Origin of the sequence: Flagellimonas sp., assembly GCF_965215805.1 — a bacterium.
Taxonomy (GTDB): Bacteria; Bacteroidota; Bacteroidia; order Flavobacteriales; family Flavobacteriaceae; genus Flagellimonas.
This window is the reverse complement of the sequence record NZ_OZ244124.1, coordinates 1,478,258-1,496,442: the sequence shown is the minus strand read 5'-3', so window position 1 is coordinate 1,496,442 and position 18,185 is coordinate 1,478,258. Positions and strand designations below refer to the sequence as shown.

General features: G+C 43.3%; 13 protein-coding genes. 3 read left to right on the top strand and 10 right to left on the bottom strand.

The genetic code is table 11. The features are described from left to right. Positions 1–4: 4 nt before the first annotated feature. The 10 genes from ACOOE0_RS06770 to ACOOE0_RS06725 all read right to left on the bottom strand — a co-directional run bounded on the left by ACOOE0_RS06770 (position 5) and on the right by ACOOE0_RS06725 (position 15,090). Positions 5–991 (bottom strand): Gfo/Idh/MocA family protein, encoded by a 987-nt coding sequence (locus tag ACOOE0_RS06770; RefSeq protein WP_420401710.1) that lies wholly within the window; start codon positions 989–991, stop codon positions 5–7. 9 nt (positions 992–1,000) lie between these two features. Continuing rightward, complete coding sequence (locus ACOOE0_RS06765) at positions 1,001–1,702, bottom strand: phytanoyl-CoA dioxygenase family protein (protein ID WP_420401709.1); 702 nt, start codon at positions 1,700–1,702, stop codon at positions 1,001–1,003. Between the two features lie 10 nt (positions 1,703–1,712). Next, positions 1,713–2,840 (bottom strand): glycoside hydrolase family 26 protein, encoded by a 1,128-nt coding sequence (locus ACOOE0_RS06760; protein ID WP_420401708.1) that lies wholly within the window; start codon positions 2,838–2,840, stop codon positions 1,713–1,715. Continuing rightward, the gene (locus ACOOE0_RS06755; protein ID WP_420401707.1) at positions 2,837–4,732 is read right to left on the bottom strand and encodes a right-handed parallel beta-helix repeat-containing protein; all 1,896 of its coding nucleotides are present in this window, start codon (positions 4,730–4,732) and stop codon (positions 2,837–2,839) included. Before ACOOE0_RS06755 ends, ACOOE0_RS06760 begins: the two co-directional genes overlap by 4 nt. Positions 4,733–4,734: 2 nt before the next feature. After that, positions 4,735–6,327, bottom strand: coding sequence for a glycoside hydrolase family 43 protein (locus ACOOE0_RS06750; protein ID WP_420401706.1), 1,593 nt, complete (start codon positions 6,325–6,327; stop codon positions 4,735–4,737). Then, positions 6,324–7,877: a sugar porter family MFS transporter gene (locus tag ACOOE0_RS06745; RefSeq protein WP_420401705.1), complete on the bottom strand. Its 1,554-nt coding sequence runs from the start codon at positions 7,875–7,877 to the stop codon at positions 6,324–6,326. The genes ACOOE0_RS06750 and ACOOE0_RS06745 overlap by 4 nt, the downstream gene beginning before the upstream one ends. 20 nt (positions 7,878–7,897) lie before the next feature. Then, entirely contained in the window at positions 7,898–8,845 is a 948-nt protein-coding gene (locus ACOOE0_RS06740) for a glycoside hydrolase family 16 protein (RefSeq protein ID WP_420401704.1), read from the bottom strand. A 136-nt stretch (positions 8,846–8,981) separates the two neighbouring features. Then, positions 8,982–10,445, bottom strand: a complete 1,464-nt coding sequence (locus ACOOE0_RS06735) for a hypothetical protein (protein ID WP_420401703.1) — start codon at positions 10,443–10,445, stop codon at positions 8,982–8,984. A 19-nt stretch (positions 10,446–10,464) separates the two neighbouring features. Then, entirely contained in the window at positions 10,465–12,021 is a 1,557-nt protein-coding gene (locus ACOOE0_RS06730; RefSeq protein ID WP_420401702.1) for a RagB/SusD family nutrient uptake outer membrane protein, read from the bottom strand. 12 nt (positions 12,022–12,033) lie between these two features. Beyond that, positions 12,034–15,090 (bottom strand): SusC/RagA family TonB-linked outer membrane protein, encoded by a 3,057-nt coding sequence (locus tag ACOOE0_RS06725; protein WP_420401701.1) that lies wholly within the window; start codon positions 15,088–15,090, stop codon positions 12,034–12,036. A 539-nt stretch (positions 15,091–15,629) separates the two neighbouring features. Here ACOOE0_RS06725 and ACOOE0_RS06720 point away from each other — a divergent pair. Genes ACOOE0_RS06720 through ACOOE0_RS06710 form a run of 3 tightly spaced genes read left to right on the top strand, consistent with a single transcriptional unit; the run spans position 15,630 to position 17,909 of the window. Next, positions 15,630–16,505 (top strand): alpha/beta hydrolase family protein, encoded by an 876-nt coding sequence (locus ACOOE0_RS06720; protein WP_420401700.1) that lies wholly within the window; start codon positions 15,630–15,632, stop codon positions 16,503–16,505. A gap of 2 nt (positions 16,506–16,507) precedes the next feature. Further along, on the top strand, positions 16,508–16,996 hold the full coding sequence (locus tag ACOOE0_RS06715; protein ID WP_420401699.1) for an SRPBCC family protein: 489 nt from the start codon (positions 16,508–16,510) through the stop codon (positions 16,994–16,996). Between the two features lie 4 nt (positions 16,997–17,000). Beyond that, complete coding sequence (locus tag ACOOE0_RS06710) at positions 17,001–17,909, top strand: helix-turn-helix domain-containing protein (RefSeq protein ID WP_420401698.1); 909 nt, start codon at positions 17,001–17,003, stop codon at positions 17,907–17,909. The last annotated feature ends 276 nt before the right edge of the window (positions 17,910–18,185 follow it).

Here is an 18,185-nt window from a genome sequence, read left to right as displayed (position 1 = left end):
CATATTATTGACGCTCAAACGTAAATTCAATTCCGGCTTCGGTTCGGACCCTATCCACTACCTGAATTAGTGATAATGAATCTTCATGGCTCCAATTCGTGCTCTCCAATCCATTCTTGGCTATACAACTATGGACTTCCATAATTTCATGGGTGAACCCTTTGCCTGTTGTAGGTAAATCATAGGTTTTCCGCCAGCCGTTTTTAACCAGGGTAAAGCCTTGGGTCTCATGCCAAATGGGATGGATAAATATTTCCCCTTCCTCCCCACAAATTTTAGCTTTCATATCCGTATTGTTAGCAAATCCGCTGTATAAAACTACCTGCGCTTCCGAATAATCAAAAATCATGGAGGTTTGAATTTCTGCTCCTGTATTAAAAAACTTGGATTTTGCCAATACTTGGTCCGGTATTCCCAATAAAAGATAGGACAAAAAAATGGGATAAACCCCCATATCCAAAAGGGACCCTCCAGCAAGGTCTACGTTCAATGAACGCGCCTTGGGATCATCATCCAATTTGTAAAATGTAAACTCGGCATTGATGTATCGTAGTTTTCCAATTTCATCCGCATCCACCAGTTCCTTGATTTTCACAATGGACGGATTAAATCGACTCCAAAACGCCTCCATAAAAAACACTTGATTGGCTTTGGCTGTCGCAATCATTTCCCTCGTTTCCAAGGCATTGATCGCCACTGGTTTTTCACACAATACATGTTTACCATGGTTCATTGCGGCAATGCTCACAGCGGCATGGGTATGATGCAATGTTGCTACGTAAACCACGTCTACAAGCTCATCCTGAAACAAGCTCTCATAGTTGTCATAATAATTTTGGACTTGAAACGTATTGGCAAATGCTTCTGCTCTTTCCAGACTATGGGAAGCCACCGCAACCAATTCGGCATCTTTGACCAACTGAAGATCTTCTGCAAATAGTTTGGCGATCCGTCCCAAACCAACAATACCCCATCTAACCTTGTTCGCCATTTTGGATCTTTAGTTTCGTTCTTCAATAACTTCGGAAGTGGAAAATCGGTATCTCATGTTTCGGTATACACAGACATCCGTAATGTCTTCAGGAGTTCCCATGGGGACTGCCCTAAAATTTGAAGAAATCCGATCTCTTTTCACCGGCATTACTCTGTGAAAACAATGCCCGTGCAGAAATATCACTGTCCCTTTTTTGGGTTGAAACACCAATTGCCCCTCCAAATCATCATGAGGTTTACCAACGGGGAGTACCCCTGCTTTATGGGCCTGTGGCATCACCACAATTTCCCCTCCAGTTTCATCCGTAATATCGTGGGTATACACCAATCTATTTAGGTTGAATTTTTTTTGATCTTCCGGAGGGCAATCTTGATGCCAAGCCTGACCCTTGGATCCAGCCTTGGAAAACATCATCATGCAATAGAGGTTTTGCCATCCATCAGTAAGAAGCGCATCTGTGATTTCATTGAACCGCTTGTCCTTATCAATTCCATCAAAATAAGGTTTGTCCTCCCGATAAGGAAACCAAGGAATCACCTCAACCGCAGATTTGGATATAAACTCATCCGTATGCTCCCAATCTGGATTTACACCGTAGTGCTCCAAAATTAATTGGTTGTATTCATCCATTAGTTGATCATCGAAAAAATTCTCGAGAACTATATATCCCTCTTGCCAAAATTGTTGGGCCAATTGCTGAATATCCATGAAATCCCTTTTAATTGTTGTTGTACAGCTTATCGTATAAATCTGGAGAGGATTTGATGTATTTGGATTGGGAAGTGATTTCCCTCCATCGTTTGCTGATGGAATCACTGAGGTGCAAACGGGCATCAATTCCCTTGAACGTTGGATTATTGACCCACATGGGATGCGAGTCCCAATGGCAATTGATATAATGTACTGCCTTGACCACATCAGGATTGTCATCGATGGCTTTAAAGAAGGGGACAAACCATTTTTCCCAAGCTTCTTCAGCTTGCTCCGAATTGCTCAATTGGGTTTCCTTGGTCAAACCATACAGTTTTCCACCATAATCAGAAATGGTTGGGGTGGCCTCTGCAATAAACACTGGTTTTCCTTTTTTACGGGCAAATTCAAACATTTCAATTTCCTTCCATCTATTAAAAAATGAAACCCCGCACCAATCCACGTAATCATCCCCAGGGTACCAGCCTTCCAAGTGCTCCTGCCCAGAAATAAACCCAGTTGACTGCCATACGTAGGCAGTATTCTCAACACCTTTGGCCCTTAACATATTCACGATACGCTTGTACGCCTTTATGGTCGCTTCACGATCGTAATGGTTCCAAGGATCCCCATCAAACTCATAGGCAATCCGAAGAAAAACAGGTCTCTCTCCCAAAGACAACAGGAAATCTGCCAGTTTGTTGATGTATGCATCATGGGAGCCATCCGCAACTTTTTCCTCATGGTTTACAAATTGAAGTCCTATGGCCATGGCCATATTTTCATAATTGGGACTGTTGTGCTGAAGGGTGGCATTGTAGTCGTTATCACCCCAATCATGGGTGTCAAAAAGCCCGTCCAACCCTTCTTGGGTGCGCCCGAAGGAGTTTTCACCTGGGTTGATATTCGAATAGGTGGTCCAACCTGCGGGGCGGTCAAAATGATCCAAATACCCATCATTGAATTCCTCCAAGCCACCAACGGCTTCCAATTCCTGTCCAACAAACAGCAAAACCTCCCCATCTTTGGGTTCAAATTTTGCAAGTTTCCTTTTTGGGACTTCTTCCTCAGTGGCCTCCAAGGCCACTTCCTTGCTTTGTTGATCTTTGCAGCCAAATGCCAAAATGGCCAAAATCAAAAGGATAATCTTTTTCATCGTGCTTTATGTTTTGTTAGGTTTTCTTTTAAACTTACTCCTTGCTGGTCCAATTCACCAAAGGGGCCAGGTAGTGTTTCTGTTTTTCTTGGATTGTTGTGAAAGTCAACCGAGACTTCCTTTAATGCAGGAACCAATTCTAGAGTTTTGGATTCATCCCAGAACAAATACTGGGCTTCCCTATTGAATCCTACGGAAATCCTTTCAAATGAACTATTGGGATCCAAGTTGTTTTTACCAAAAGCCTTGGAATCGATATAATTGGGTTCTTCCGAACTTACATAGAGGTTGTGATCGGCGGTATTTGTACTGGAGCTGAACCTAAAGGGTCTGGTATTTACAAAAATATTGTTGTAGACCTTATTTTCCTCTGCCGTAAGTTTTCGTCCATTTTGGTAGCGGTCTGTTTGCACTATGGCGTGCACAGCATTCCCGGTGGTATTGGCCACCAAATTGTGATACACCATCAAGTAATCGGTATCATTGGCATAAATGCCATTTCCATCAATATTCCAGACAAAATTGTTGTCCACCAAATTGGGATAGTGACTGGCCTCCACAAATATGCCGCCTTGAATATTTTGCACATCATGAACAACATTCTGTGTGGCCCTTGAATAGCGAATGTCCCAGTCCAACCAAATCCCATTTCCGCCTTGGATGTTATGGATATGGTTCCCTTTAACCAAGGTTCTATGGGTTACCAACATTTTGATGCCTGAACATTCCCAATAATTTTCAGCATCCTGCCATCCAATATGATGGATATGGTTGTCCCTGATTACTCCATCGGTGACTACAAAACTGCGTATTCCAGCAGTACCACAATCATGGATATGATTATTTCTTACGATCATAAATCCTTGGCTGTCCTTTCGGTCCCTTGCAATATTTTCTGGATGGGGATCATTTGCCTCATAGGCCAAATAGCCAAATTCCAAGCCCGAAGAATTAATCTGTCTGATGGTATTGTTTTCAAAAATCCAGTGATGTCCTCCCAAGGCGGTTACGGCTCCCGTACTGGTTCGCAAGAATCCGTTGGCGCAATGTTCAAAGGTGAATCCGCGTAATTGGATATAATTAAGCCCCACCTTTATGGGTTTGAACAAGTGGCTTTGCGTGGCAACCTCAATAACGGATGTGTTTGGATTTTTACTGTCAAATCCATGAACGTGCAGTGTTTTTCCATCCACATCAACCCAAAATGAACCTGGAATTTTGGCCAGGTCACCATAATCTTCCAGTTGTGTCATTCTTTTGCCATTCTGAAATACCAAAGCACGTCTGGATGTGTAAGGAGCAATTTCCTTGACCAAGTTGGCCCATGGCATCAAGGCGTGCTCCTCAGGTAAAATATTGGGCAATTTAAATGGATGATAATCGGAATTGAAGAAGGCATCCGGTACGGTGGTCACCCATATCTTTCTGGACCAGGTATATTGTAATGAGGGGTCGGCCAAAACATCGGTATACACCTTGTTTTGTTTCCATTCGGCCTGCAAAACTTTTGATCCCTTGACTACCACATGTTCCCCAGGAGCGGCTTCATACGAAATCATCTTGCTTTCAGAACTCCCGCCCAGCAGTGGATGAATGGTTTCCCTATAGACTCCACCATAGACCAACACCCTTTCCCCAGGCTTAACCACAGAAGCCGCTTTGTTGATGGTTTGGAAGGGATTCTCTTTGCTTCCATCATTGGAATCTGATGCATTTGGATGCTTTTGGGCCACCACATAGGTCTTGGAGTATTCAGTTTTGTTTTCCCATTCTGTATATCTATCCCAGTCAAAGTTCCGGGTCGCCTCTTGGGCATGGGAATGGAAAGCCATTCCGCTTATAAAAATCAAGATTAGGCCTTGAATTTTGCTATATGTTTTTTGATTGATCATAACTAGTTTTTGATTTCTTGATAGTCGAACCATTTAAAATCGGCGTGGTGGATATTCATGGCCAAATCCTGGCAACAGATTCCCACAAAACTTCCAGTGAAAGCAGGTCGGTAGCGACTTCTCCCATCACGTACATGGTCATCGGATAGGATGCTGGCATCCAAAGGTCGACCAATGTTTTTGAAGTTTGCTCCATCCGTACTGCACGAAAACTGGAGTACGTCCCTATTCATTTCCCCTTTTAGGATGACCGACTCAACACCTGTGACATCCGCCAATTCTTCCTGAAAACTCATTTGATAATTGTCTGATGAAATCACATTCAGCATTTTTTTGGATCCATCGGGATTGGACGTAACACAAGCGTAATGATAGTGGCCTGCATTGTAGTAAAACACCAAGCCGGCCATATGATGCAAGTTTTTGGGTTGAAACTCAAGTTCCGTACTTGCCACAATATGAAAATCCTGAATCCTCCTGGCCAACAAACTTTGCTGGTGCAGGGAGGTCAAAGACTCTTTACCATATAGCCTCAGAAATCCCTTTCTCGCAGTTAGGCTACACCAATCTTCTGTCATGGGAATCCGTAAGGATTGAAACTCTATCGGAATGGCAGTGGCATTAAAATTTACGATGCTGCCGTTATGCGAGAAGGTGTATTCCGGTAATTTAGGCTGGGGTATTTGCTCACGCGGAACACGTCCTCCCCCTTTAAGCCAAGGCCATCCATCTTTCCATTCCAACTCTTCTATGGCGGTTTCGCGACCCAAGGTGCAGTTGCCCCTTGTGGTCAAGGGTCTGCCCACCAAGAAAACAGCATACCAATCACCGTTTTGGGTTTCCACCAAATCTCCATGACCTGATTTCTGTAATACATTATCCTCACTTTCCGCTGCCGATATAAATGGGTGCTTGGGATGAAACTCATAAGGGCCATAAATGGAAGAACTGCGACCGATGCTCATAGCATGCCCATACTCAGTACCCCCTTCTGCAAGGACAATGTAGTAGTATCCATCCCGCTTATATAGATGTGGGCCTTCAGTCAGACCCAATTCTGTTCCTTCGGTAAGGTAATGGACCTCTCCTACCAATTTTTTTTGAACAGGATCGTATTCCTGCATTTCAATGCCTCCAAAAAACCTCCCGTTCCGATGGTCCACCAACATGCTTACATACCATTTTTTGTCTCCATCATGAAAAAGGGAGCCGTCAAATCCTCTTGAGGACAAATAAATGGGCTCACTCCAATCCCCGTGAATGTCCGTTGTTGTAACCATGTAATTGGGAGTGTCCTTCCACACCCCATCAAAGGATTTTACATTGGTATACACCAAGTAGAATACCCCATCATCATAGGTTAGACATGGCGCCCATACCCCACAGGAATCTGGAATGCCTTTCATATGCAACTGGGAAATCCTGTTGAGTGGTCTTGCAATCAACTTCCAATTTTTAAGGTCTTTGGAATGATGTATCTGCACTCCTGGAAACCATTCAAAGGTTGAAGTTGCGATATAATAATCGTCTCCAACCCTACAAATGGATGGATCGGGATTAAAACCTCGCAGTATTGGATTTTGTATATAACTCATTGTTTGATCAAGTCTTTTTCTAGTTGTTCAAGTGATTTTCCTTTGGTCTCGGGCAAGGTTTTTAGAAAGGCAAAGAATCCGATAAGGGCGATGATACCATAGATGTAAAAGGTTACCGCATTGCCCCAATTGGCCAGCTCCCACGGAAAAACCTGGGTAACCAACCAGCTGGACAAACCGTTCAGGAATCCCACAAAGCCAATGGCCAAACCTCTATATCGATTGGGAAACAGTTCCGAGAGCATGACCCACATAACCGGCCCCAATGAAAAGGCAAAACAGGCAATGAAACCCAATATACCCAAGAGAACCAGGGTAGGATTCATTTGGGTGGCGGCCTCCAAAATAGCCCCTTCGTTTGTGGCATATTCTTGAGATCCCAAGGCGGCAATCATCTCGTTTTTGAAGCTTACATCATCATCATAAACTTGGGAGGTAAATTTGCCCAATTTATGCTGAAGTGATGGCTCCAGAGTAGCCAATGCCGTAGCGTCCAAGGTGTATGTTGCTCTTTGAAATCCATAACCACATAATAGCATGCTGATTGCAATACCTCCCACGCCAATCAACAGCAAGGGTCTCCTTCCCATTTTGTCGATGAGAAAAATGGCCACGAACGTAAAAAGCACTGTTGTAAGGCTCAGTAAAATCCCCGAGGCAAAAGCCGCATCCGTACCAATTCCCGTCTGCTTAAAAATTGAGGTGGCGTAATAATATACCGCATTAATACCCGTGACCTGTTGTAAAATTGCCAGTCCAATGCCCACGGTAAGTACAAACCGCAAAGATTTTTTGAAAAGACTTTTTAATTCAACCTTGTCTTTATTTTTTCTTGCCTCACTAAGGCTTTTGACAATGTGTGAAGCTTCCACGGCAGCTATTTCAGGGCCATGAATTGAAGCCAAGACGTTTTCCGCTTCCTGATCCCTTTCTTGAATAAACAACCATCTTGGGCTTCGGGGAACAAAAAACAAGAGGACAAAATATAGTAGCGCCGGAATAAGCTCTACCGCCAGCATAAAACGCCAAACATTGGTCAAGGTCAGGAAGGATGAGGTGCCAGAAGTAAAGGCACTATTGATATAATAATTGCTTAAAAAGGCCGCGAAAAATCCGAGCACAATATTCAATTGTTGAATGGATACCAATTTTCCCCTAGCCTCCGGTGTGGAAACCTCTGCGATGTACACGGGGGCAATAACCAAGGCTGCACCAAAGGCCACTCCTCCAATCATTCGGGCTATCCAAAGCATGTGAAATCCTGTAGCGTAAGCAGATAACAAGGCTGAAAGGGCATAGGTAAATGCAATGATCAAGAGCATCTTCTTTCTTCCCAAAATGTCACTGGCCCTTCCTGAAATCAACATAGCAAACATGGCTGCAAACAAGGGGGAACTTGGAACCCAGCCTTGTTCCGAAGTGTTCAGGTCAAATTCGGGGGTAACGTAGTTCATAACCCCGGAAATGATGGCCGCATCAAAACCGTATAGGAATCCTCCCAAAGAAACCACAAAGGCAATAAACCAGGTTTTTTTCGAGCTACTTTTCATTTTTTAGGAGGTCATCTTAGTTATTCGTTCGGTTTAAAAACCCTTATATAATCCACCAATAAAAATGCTGGAAAATTGGATGGTATTGGGTTCACATTTGGTAGATTTCCACCCACAGACAATGCAAATACAAAATAAAATTGGTCATTGAACGGGTAGGGCTGTCCATTAGCCTGTGTGGTTGCCGGTGTCATGGTATGATATTCAATATCATTGACCAACCACGTTATCTTATCCTCTTCCCAAATTATGGAAAAAACATAATATACTTCATCAAAGGAATTCCCATCCAAAGCATCAAAATGGACAGAATTGAAGCGGTGATTGGCTGGAAAATTGATTCCATAATGAGCCGTTCCCAGGATATCATTCCTATCCTCACCCAAATATTCCATGATATCGATTTCCCCGCCACTGGGCCAAAAGGCTCCAGGATCTTCGATAGTGTACTCCTTGTTCAACATAAAAAGCGCAACCCAAGTACCGGCCACTGAGGGCATACTAGCGCGGATATCTACACGGCCATACTGAAACTCAAACAAATTATCCGTATGGATTCTGGCGGATGAGTACTCCTGACCAAAAATGAACTCGCTTTTGGCCTCCATCACAAGGTTTCCATCAGCAAAGTATAAATTCTGACTTCTGTCTGTAAATGCTTGAAGCTCATTGTTTCCCCATCCACATAAATTGGGACAGCCAGTGCCCACATGATAGTCCCACTTTTCGGTATCCAGACTTTCAGTTTCGAACTCATCCGACCAAACCAAAGAATACCCAGAATATGCTTCAGGGGTACTATAGCCTGATTCAGGGATAACCAGTTCGGTAGGACATTCTTCACAGTTGGAACCTCCACAGTCCACTCCTTCCTCATCCCCATTTCGGATGCCATCCGAGCAACTGGCCTGAGGTACCGGGATTTCGTCATCCACCAATTCTTCTCCATCATTTGAAGAACAAGCCATGAACAAAATCATAAATGATAGTAGTAGAGAACTATAAAACTTGAATCCGTGGGTCATATCAATCAAGGTGAGGTAAAAGTTGGGGAGAACAAATTTCTCCCCAACTAGGCTAATTAATAACTCTATCTATCTAACCTTACTCAAATGGGATAAAATCCTTTATATAGAATTGTCCCGGTTCTGGATGTCCCGAACCGCCAAATCTAAGTGTATAATTATCGTAGGTGGTATTGTTCATTAACAGGGTTGTGCCATCTGCTGCAGAAGTGGCATCGGTACCATCAAACTCAAGCCTAACCCAAGAATCGAAATCAGTTTCCGCAACAGTAGCTGTCAAAACAGTCCATCTCTGCCAGAAATTACCATCCACATTATCATGAAGAATCAGCTCCACCACAGGATCTAAAACTCCTGAAAAGTCATTGGTGGATGGGATGTAGACATCCAAATAAAACTTATGGTAAACTGAAAAATCTATGATTTCTGCTTGTGGTTGGAACTTGAAGTCCTCAAAGCCGCCAAATGGGCCATTTTCAGGTCTATTGATCAAGGTGACCGCATCCGTGCTTCCAGCAGGATCTGATACTCTATATTCAGGAACAACTCCTTGGGACGGAGTGTCCACAGGAACCAAATTCAAGCCTGAACTGGCATCACCAGATTCAAAGGTGAAATATACAGGAAGACCGGAACCTGCCAACGCATCTGCACGTGGGTTTCCAGGAGCAATAAAACTCGTGGTTGGTTTAAAGTCCTTAATGTAAAACTCCCCAGCTTCAGTATGGGCACTGCCCCCAAACCGTAAAGTGATATTATCATAAGTCATATTGTCGACCAGAGGAACACCTGCATCCGCCGACACTGCAGAGGGGGATGTTCCATCGAACCTTAAGGTAACCCAGGAATCAAAATCAGCTGGATCTACGGTTACAGGAAGAATGGTCCAACGTTGCCAAAAATTCCCATCCACATTGTCATGTAACACCACTTCTACCAAGGGCTGTAGATTTCCTGAGAAATCATTGTTGGATGGGATGTAGACGTCCAAGGTGAACTTGTTATAACTGGAGAAATCTATGGGTGCAGGTTGCGGTTGGAACTTGAAATCCTCAAATCCACCAAAGGGACCATTTTCTGGTCTTAATATCTGTCCCACCAATTCATCACTGCCTGCTGGGTCAGAAGCACCCAAATTAAAGGTTACTCCTTGACTGGCCTGCGCCAAAGGAACCAAGTTTCGACCAGAATCCGGGTCATTGGCCTCAAAGGTGTAGTAATAGGGAAGGGAGCCTCCCGCCAATTCATCAGCACGGGGGGTTGGGACACACATTTCACAGGGTCCACCACAATCAATACCTTCTTCGCCTTGGTTTTGGATGCCATCGGTACATGATGGACATACCACTCCACTACCTCCTCCGCAATCAATACCCTCTTCATCCAAGTTTTGAATACCATCGCTATAAGAAGCAATTACGGTATTGAGCTGCTCAAAATACTTTTCTTCATCACAGGAAACAACCGCTCCAAAAAATCCCAGAGCAATTCCTATAGCTGTCAACCTGAGCGATGATTTTTTTATGCTAGATACTTTTTTCATTTTTCTGATTTTTTTTGGATTAATATCCTGGATTTTGTTCCAACATTCCAGCTGGATAGGTGTCTATTTCTTGCTGGGGAATGGGCAATAGCAAATCCCTTGGTGCAGCAAAATCCGTTTTGCCAACAGCAGCTAAGGCAGGTGCAATTACACCCCCTCCATCTGCCGCATCCCAGCGAACCAAATCGGTAAAACGGTTCCAACCTTCCGTGGCCAATTCCCTTCTGCGCTCATCACGTACGCCTTGCACCGTATACGCAGGTGCAGCAGTATTTCCCGGACCATAGGCCCGATCCAAAACTTGCTGGAAAGAGGAAGCTCCATCGCCCCCACCTCCCATGATGGAAGCTTCAGCATGCATCAACAGGACATCTGCGTAACGCAATACTTTTTCGTTAAGCGGAGAACTTGGAGGACCCAAGAGTACCTGAACCTCTTCAAAGGTCAAGAAGTACTTTTTGGCACCTGTATTTACCCCAATGGCATATCCAAAGTTGTCTGGTACGGGATCAAAGTTCAAGGCGGCCAGACCAGGGGAATTCAACACCTGACCCGGCAATAAAAATGTAGCTGCCTTACGCTGATCACTGTCGTCAAAGAAATCCACTAAATCCTGTCTTGGGATAAAGTTGTTGAAAGATGGATACGTCCCCGAAAGGAATGGGAAGGACCATCGCCACATGGCGGAGCCTTCTTGGTTTACCCCAGGACCTGCTGCTGACAGCCCATCTTGATAGTTGATTTCAAAAAGGGATTCAGGTCCAAACTCGGTGGTCTGCAAAAAGTTGTTCCTAAAATCGCTTTCCAAGCTATACACCCCTTGGGCCATAACTTGTTCCGCTGCATTTACCGCTTCAGCCCATTTTTCTTGGTATAGGAATACCTTGGTCAATAGGCCGAGGGCTGCACCAGAAGTTGCAGAACCTTGCACTCTTTCCGACCCTTTCACGGGAAGAATGGCCGCTGCCGCTTGTAAATCAGCCTCAATAAAAGCGTAGACCTCTGCTGCTGATGCCCTTGGCTTAAAAATTTCTTGATCCGTTGAGGTAACTGCCTCTTCGAACAGCGGAACGCCTCCCCAAAGTTTTACCAATTCAAAATAATATAGCCCTCTTAAAAATCGAGCTTCCCCTACAATTTGATCTTGTAGACCAGGCGTGTCATAACCTTCAAAGTTGGATGCCAGTTGAATGGTAAAGTTGGCACGTGAAACGCCCCTATACCACTTGGCCCACAGGGAGGCCACAGCTGGTAAGGAAGGGATAATGGTGCTGAATTGGTCCCATTGTGCCCCAATGGCCCAGAAGCTTGCGGATTGCGAATGGCAATCATCTGCCCTTGTGCCTTGTGCCATCAATGGAAAGGTCTGATTACCCAATATTTGTTGCCATTGCAGAGGGTCATAAGCTGCATTGAGGCTGGAAATCACTGCATTTTCGGTTTCAAAAGCCGTATCCACAGAAATTGAAGTGGCCGGTTGCAGGTCTTCTATATCGCTACAAGCTGTCCCCAGCACTAATAGGGCCACCAATAGCAAGGTTGAAATTTTCTTTGTGATATTTTGTATGTCTTTCATTTTCAAAGCTTATTAAAAGTTTATACTGGCGCCTAGAAGAATCTGACGGGGTTGTGGAAAGAAACCTTGATCGATTCCTATGTTCAATGAGGTGTTTACATTGTTCTGACCAATCTCTGGATCAATGCCGGGATACTCGGTTATAACAAACAGGTTTTGACCTGAGACAAACAACCTAAGTCCTTTCATCCCCAAGGTTTCCAAAACGCTTTCGGGTAAGTTATAACCCAAGGTCACGTTCTTCAGTTTTAAATAGGATCCATCTTTAATGTGAAAATCAGAAATCAGGTTTTCTCCATTTCCAGCGGTGCTTACCACTACATTCCGTGGGGCACCTGGTTCAGTTACATAAGATGCTGGTCTGTTTGTGCCCAAAGCATCATATCGGATGGTCGCATCCAGAATATCGTTCCCAATGGTTCCCGACATAAAAGCTGAGAGGTCAAATCCTTTGTAGTTCAATCCTAGATTGAATCCAACTGTTGCATCTGGATTGGGGTCACCAATAATGGCTTTATCGCCACTATCCGGTACCAGTTGATTGTTTCCACTTCCGTCCAAATCTGCAAAAATCAAGTTGCCATTGGCGTCCCTACCTTCTACAACGAAGCCATAAAAACTAGCCACGGAATTGCCAACACTGGATCGGGAGGCAAAATCATTGAATTGTGGTTGAATCTGTGCACTGTTTATAAAGGAAGTTTCTCCCAAGCTCGTCACTTCATTATCGTTGAAACCTAAATTGGCGCCAACATTCCACCCGAATCCGTTATCGTAGTTTTCCCTGTAGGTCAGTAAGATTTCAAACCCTTTGTTTTCTATGGTTCCTGTATTTTCCGAAGCCGGATTTAGACCTGAGGTCAAGGGCGTGGTTGCGGCAAGAAGGATATCCGAAGTTTCCTTGATGTAATAATCGACGGTAATTCCCAATTTATTACTGAAGGCATTGATATCCAATCCCACATTGAACTGGGTCAATTCTTCCCATCCCAAGGCTGGGTTGGCCAAGCTTATTTGGGCTATACCGGGTTGTCCAGCATAACCAGCTTGGGTTGTTAATTGCGCTAGGTAATCAAATGGCCCCAAGGACTGATCGTTACCGCTGATTCCCCAACCTGCTCTCAATTTTAAAAGATCAATAGCGCCTGAATTGCTCAGAAAGTCTTCTTCAGAAATCACCCAACCAGCAGAAACGGCTGGGAACCAGCCTACACGATTGTCAGAACCAAAACTGGAAGATTTATCCCTTCGGAGCACAGCGCTTAACAAGTACTTTTCCTTGAAGTTGTAATCCACTTTTCCAAAGAAGGATTCCAAGAACCTTTGGATCGTCACCCCAGGGGTAACCGTAGCATCGGTAATGTTGTCCGAGAGTGCAAAATTTACCCGACCAAAATCGTTGGTAAAGAAAGCCCCGGTGTCATTGATCAAATCCCCACCAAAAAAGTTGGTTTTAACCAATTCGTATCCAACAAGGGCACTCAAATTATGGTTAGTGTCCGCTAGCTCATCAAAAGAATATTTGGCTGTTCCACCCCACTGTCTATTTTCCGCAGTGCTTTTTACCTCAGAATAAGATACTCCCGTAGAGGTGTCGTACTCCTGGGTGGGTTGTTGGATCAAGGGCGTAAAAGTCCTATTGAAAATGGAATTGTGGAACGACCCATACCAGCCTCTCAATGTTAAATCGTCCAATACGTCATAGTCCAAGGAGACATTCAAGTTGGTTGCATCCTGGGTAATTTGGTTATTGGTTGCTGCTATTGAAAATAGTGGATTCTGAACTGCACCCAAACTGTTCAAGGGAACTCCATTTGCAGTGGGCACCCCATTGTTCAAGAATGGGTTGGCAAAATTGCCGTCCTCATCAAAAGGCTGATAAATGGCAGGAAGCGCATTGATAAAACTACTAATTCCGACCCCAGCGGCACCTGTATTTTGTGGAATCACAAAACGATCCTGGTTTTGATATTGTGCTGAAGCACTAAACGAAATGCGATCCGTTATATCCGCACTAAGCGATGCCCTAATGTTCCTTCTTTTAAATTCGGCTTTACCTTCCCCGCCAAGAATACCCTCTTGGCCAAAATAGCCTCCAGAAGCGGAATAGGCAATCTTATCAGATCCTCCCACGATGGACCCATAGTAGTTTTCCACTGGGGCATCATTAAACAATACGTCATACCAATCCGTGTCCGGTAGCAAGGCACGTTCCGCATCGGTAAACGCACCTCTAAAGCCTGCGGCCGGTGTTCCTGCTGCCGCTACTCCTTCGTTGTAATATTGCACGTATTGATCGCGATTCATCAGGTCTGGTTTGTTGGCCAGACTTTGGATACCATAAGAAGTGCGAATGGTAATTTCCGGTTTCATAGCTCTTTTTGAACCTTTCAAGGTTTCAACCAGAATTACCCCGTTACCCCCACGTGAACCATAGATCGCTGTAGAAGCAGCATCTTTTAGCACTGTTTGGGAAACAATATCATTCGGATTTAAAAAGCCAAGATTGGGAACCTGGATACCATCAACAATGTACAGCGGATTGGAATTATTCAAAGTTCCAATTCCCCTTACCCGCACGGTTTGTGGTGACCCTGGAGAACCAGAGTTTTGTTGCACCACAACGCCAGGAACTGTGCCCTGAAGCGCAGCTTCAGCTTGGGAGATGGGCAATTCCCTGATTTGGGCAGCTTTCACCGTGGCCACAGCCGTGGTGACCAAGCGTTTGTTTTGTGTTTGGCCATAACCCAAGACCACGACCTCATCCAAGGTTTCGGTATTTTCTGTTAAGACAACAGAAATATTGGTATTGCCATTTAATGCAATCGTTTGCGAATTGTAGCCAATGTAACTGATGACCAATGTAGCGTTCGCATCAGAAACGGTAATGGTAAAATTCCCATCAAAATCTGTCTGTGTTCCGTTGGTTGTCCCCTGTTCAACCACAGTTGCCCCACCCAAGGGGCCCGTGCTGTCCGAGACGTTTCCGGTAATGGTCTGCGCATTGGCATCAAATACCATTCCCGTGAGTAGTAGCATGAATAAAAGAACAACATAGTTTGTACTCATGAGCTTCGAGTGTTTAGTTAGTAATTAAGTTGTTTACGAAGTGATTTGCCCCTCGCTCTTGCGGGCGCATCTTCAGGTCAAAACTATTTGAAGGGAGACTGAATTTTTGCTTTTTTAACAGCGTTGCGGACGGATTACTAAATTTTTCAGCGCAAAATATCAGAACGAAAATTTGAATCTAATCTTTTGATTATCAATATTTTAAAATGTATAAATTTTGTTTACGAAAATTTAACTTAACCGTTTACGTAGATTTTTCGCAAAATTCCTGTCGGGATTGCCTAATTGCTAGAATTGCTGCCAAAAAATTGACTATTTACAATTTGAAACATGGAGAAAATGTGATATCCGTGAAATTTTAGTATTTCCTTTTGAAATTGGGATGGTTCCCATTTAGCAATCTCAACATCCAACACAGAACGTCAAGAAAAACTTTCAATGCTCACTATCAGTGTTTTGGTTTAATATTTCGGTAAAACGAATAAGGAGATTACTACTATGGGGCGGTAATTTTGACCTAAACTTTAAATCACTTTGATATGTTCGGAAAAATGGTTTCAGATATGATGGTCAAACCTGGTAAATCTCCTGTGTTTGAAACACCCACCAAATTCGGTCTTGACTATGAGGACGTCTCATTTAAAGCCTCAGATGGCGTTACCTTATCAGGATGGCTGGTAAAAGGAGGATCGGATAAAGTCATTGTCCAATCACATTTCGGGGTACAATGTTCACGTTGTGGATTCACTCAAGAAGGAAAAGGAATAATGAAAAATGCGCTTTGGACGAGTGATATCCATTTTTTGAATCACGCCAAATATTTGGTGGATGCTGGGTATTCCGTTTTAATGTACGACATGCGGAACCATGGGGATAGTGAGCACAATGGTTGGGTAAGTTGGGGATTGGAGGAGCGAAAGGATGTGGTAGCAGCCTTAAAGTTTGTGTCTGAGCATCCTGTCTATGTCAGTGCCAATATCGGTTTACTATCCATTTGTATGGGGCAAGGGGCCAGTACTTTTGCATTTGGCATGGAGGACATGGCGCAGTTCAAGAATTTAAAAACCATGATCTCCGTGCAGCCTCTTACTTACGATTATTTTGTAAAGGCCCTGGGATTACCTAATTTTTTGATTGAAGCTGGCAATAGATACAATAAAAGCAAAAGAAATATCACCTTAAATGGAGATTCCTTTTTACCTTACGTAAAGGATATAACGGTTCCGACTTTGGTTATTCAGAACAGCAATGACCCAATGACCAATTTGGATATGGTACAGCAGTATTATGATGCACTCCAAGTGGACAAGGAGCTGTTAATGTTAGAATTGGAAAAGAAAAGGGGAGCTACCTATTCATGGGTGGGAACTAATCCCACCCCGATTTTGGGTTGGTTAAACAAATACATGGATTGAATATGATACCTAAGTGGGCGATACTTATTTTGGCGATTCTGGCCATACTGGCAGTTCTATATTTTACAGGAAACAAATCGGTGCATCAGGAAATAACTATATATGCCAGCCAAGAGAAAGTATGGGAGGTATTGACCCATACCGATAAATACCCAGAATGGAATCCGGTAATGCAATTACTCGAAGGAGAAATCCAACAAGGGAACAACGTAACCTATCGCTTCACCCAAGATGAAGTCAACAGCAGTGAAATTTCCGCTACTGTGGAACAAATGGAACCTAACAAATTGCTCAACCATAAAGGGGGGATTCCTTTTATTCTTACTTATGATCACCAATATATTTTGAAATCAAACCATGGGAGCACAACCCTTGTAATTCATGAAAATTATAGGGGAATTGGTGTTAACTTCTGGAACCCCAGAGCTGTTGATCGAGCCTATGCCTTATTGATCAAAGCCATTAAGCAAAGAGTAGAATCCTTAAATTAGAAACATGGGCGACATTATTAAAATCGATTCCATCAGTCAGGTTCACGATTTTTTCCAACTCCCAAAGCCAAAACATCCCTTGGTATCAGTACTCCCCATAACGGACGAAATGACCAATTACAATTATGGCGATCATTCCTATATTTTTGGTTTTTATCAAATTAGTTTAAAATCTGGTATTTCAGGATATCTCACTTATGGAAGAAGTTCCTATGATTTTCAAGAGGGAACCATGGTTTTTATGAAACCGAATCAAATTGTTAAGGTTGAAAACAACCAAGCCTATAAGGGTGCTTCCGGTTGGACTTTGCTTTTTCATCCCGATTTGATACAGCGCTCCGAGTTGGGCAAGTTGATAAATTCGTATTCCTTCTTTAACTATGAAACCAATGAAGCCCTACATATCTCAGAAGAAGAAAAAAACGCACTTACGGACTTGGTGCACAAGTTAGAGCAGGAATACAGTCTAAATTTGGATAAACACAGTCAGGAACTCATCATTTCCAATATCGATTTGTTGTTAAAATACTGCAAGAGATATTATGACAGACAATTTTTTACCAGAACCAATTTAAACAAGGATCTTATATCCCAATTTGAGCAAATAATAGCAACTTATTACAATTCGGATAAAGCGCGGGGTTTGGGTGTCTTAACTGTGAATTTTTGCGCGAATAAAATGCATATGTCGCCCAATTATCTGGGGGACTTAATCAAAAATGAAACGGGAATCAGCGCAAAAGAACATATCCAGGAATATTTAATTCAAAATGCCAAGACCAAAATTTTGTCAACCAACAAATCCATAAGTGAAATTGCCTACGATTTTGGTTTTGAATACCCCCAAAGCTTTAATAAACTATTTAAGTCCAGAACAGGATTTACTCCTACTCAATATCGGGAGTTGAACTAAAAGAATGTATTCGGAATCTTGCTCCACTCAAAAGAAAAAGAGCTACACTTTTTCGTGTAGCTCTTTTTCTTTTTGCTCCCCCTCTTGGGCTCCCTTCGACTTCGCTCAAGGTAAACTTCTCGCCCAACTTTCCAAACAAAAAAACCACCCACTTCCGTGGATGGTTTTGTCTCGCTCTGCTCCCCCTCTTGGGCTCGAACCAAGGACCCTCTGATTAACAGCGTTGCCGAATGGGGCACAAGCAAATTTTAAAAATCACATATTTTATTGAATATC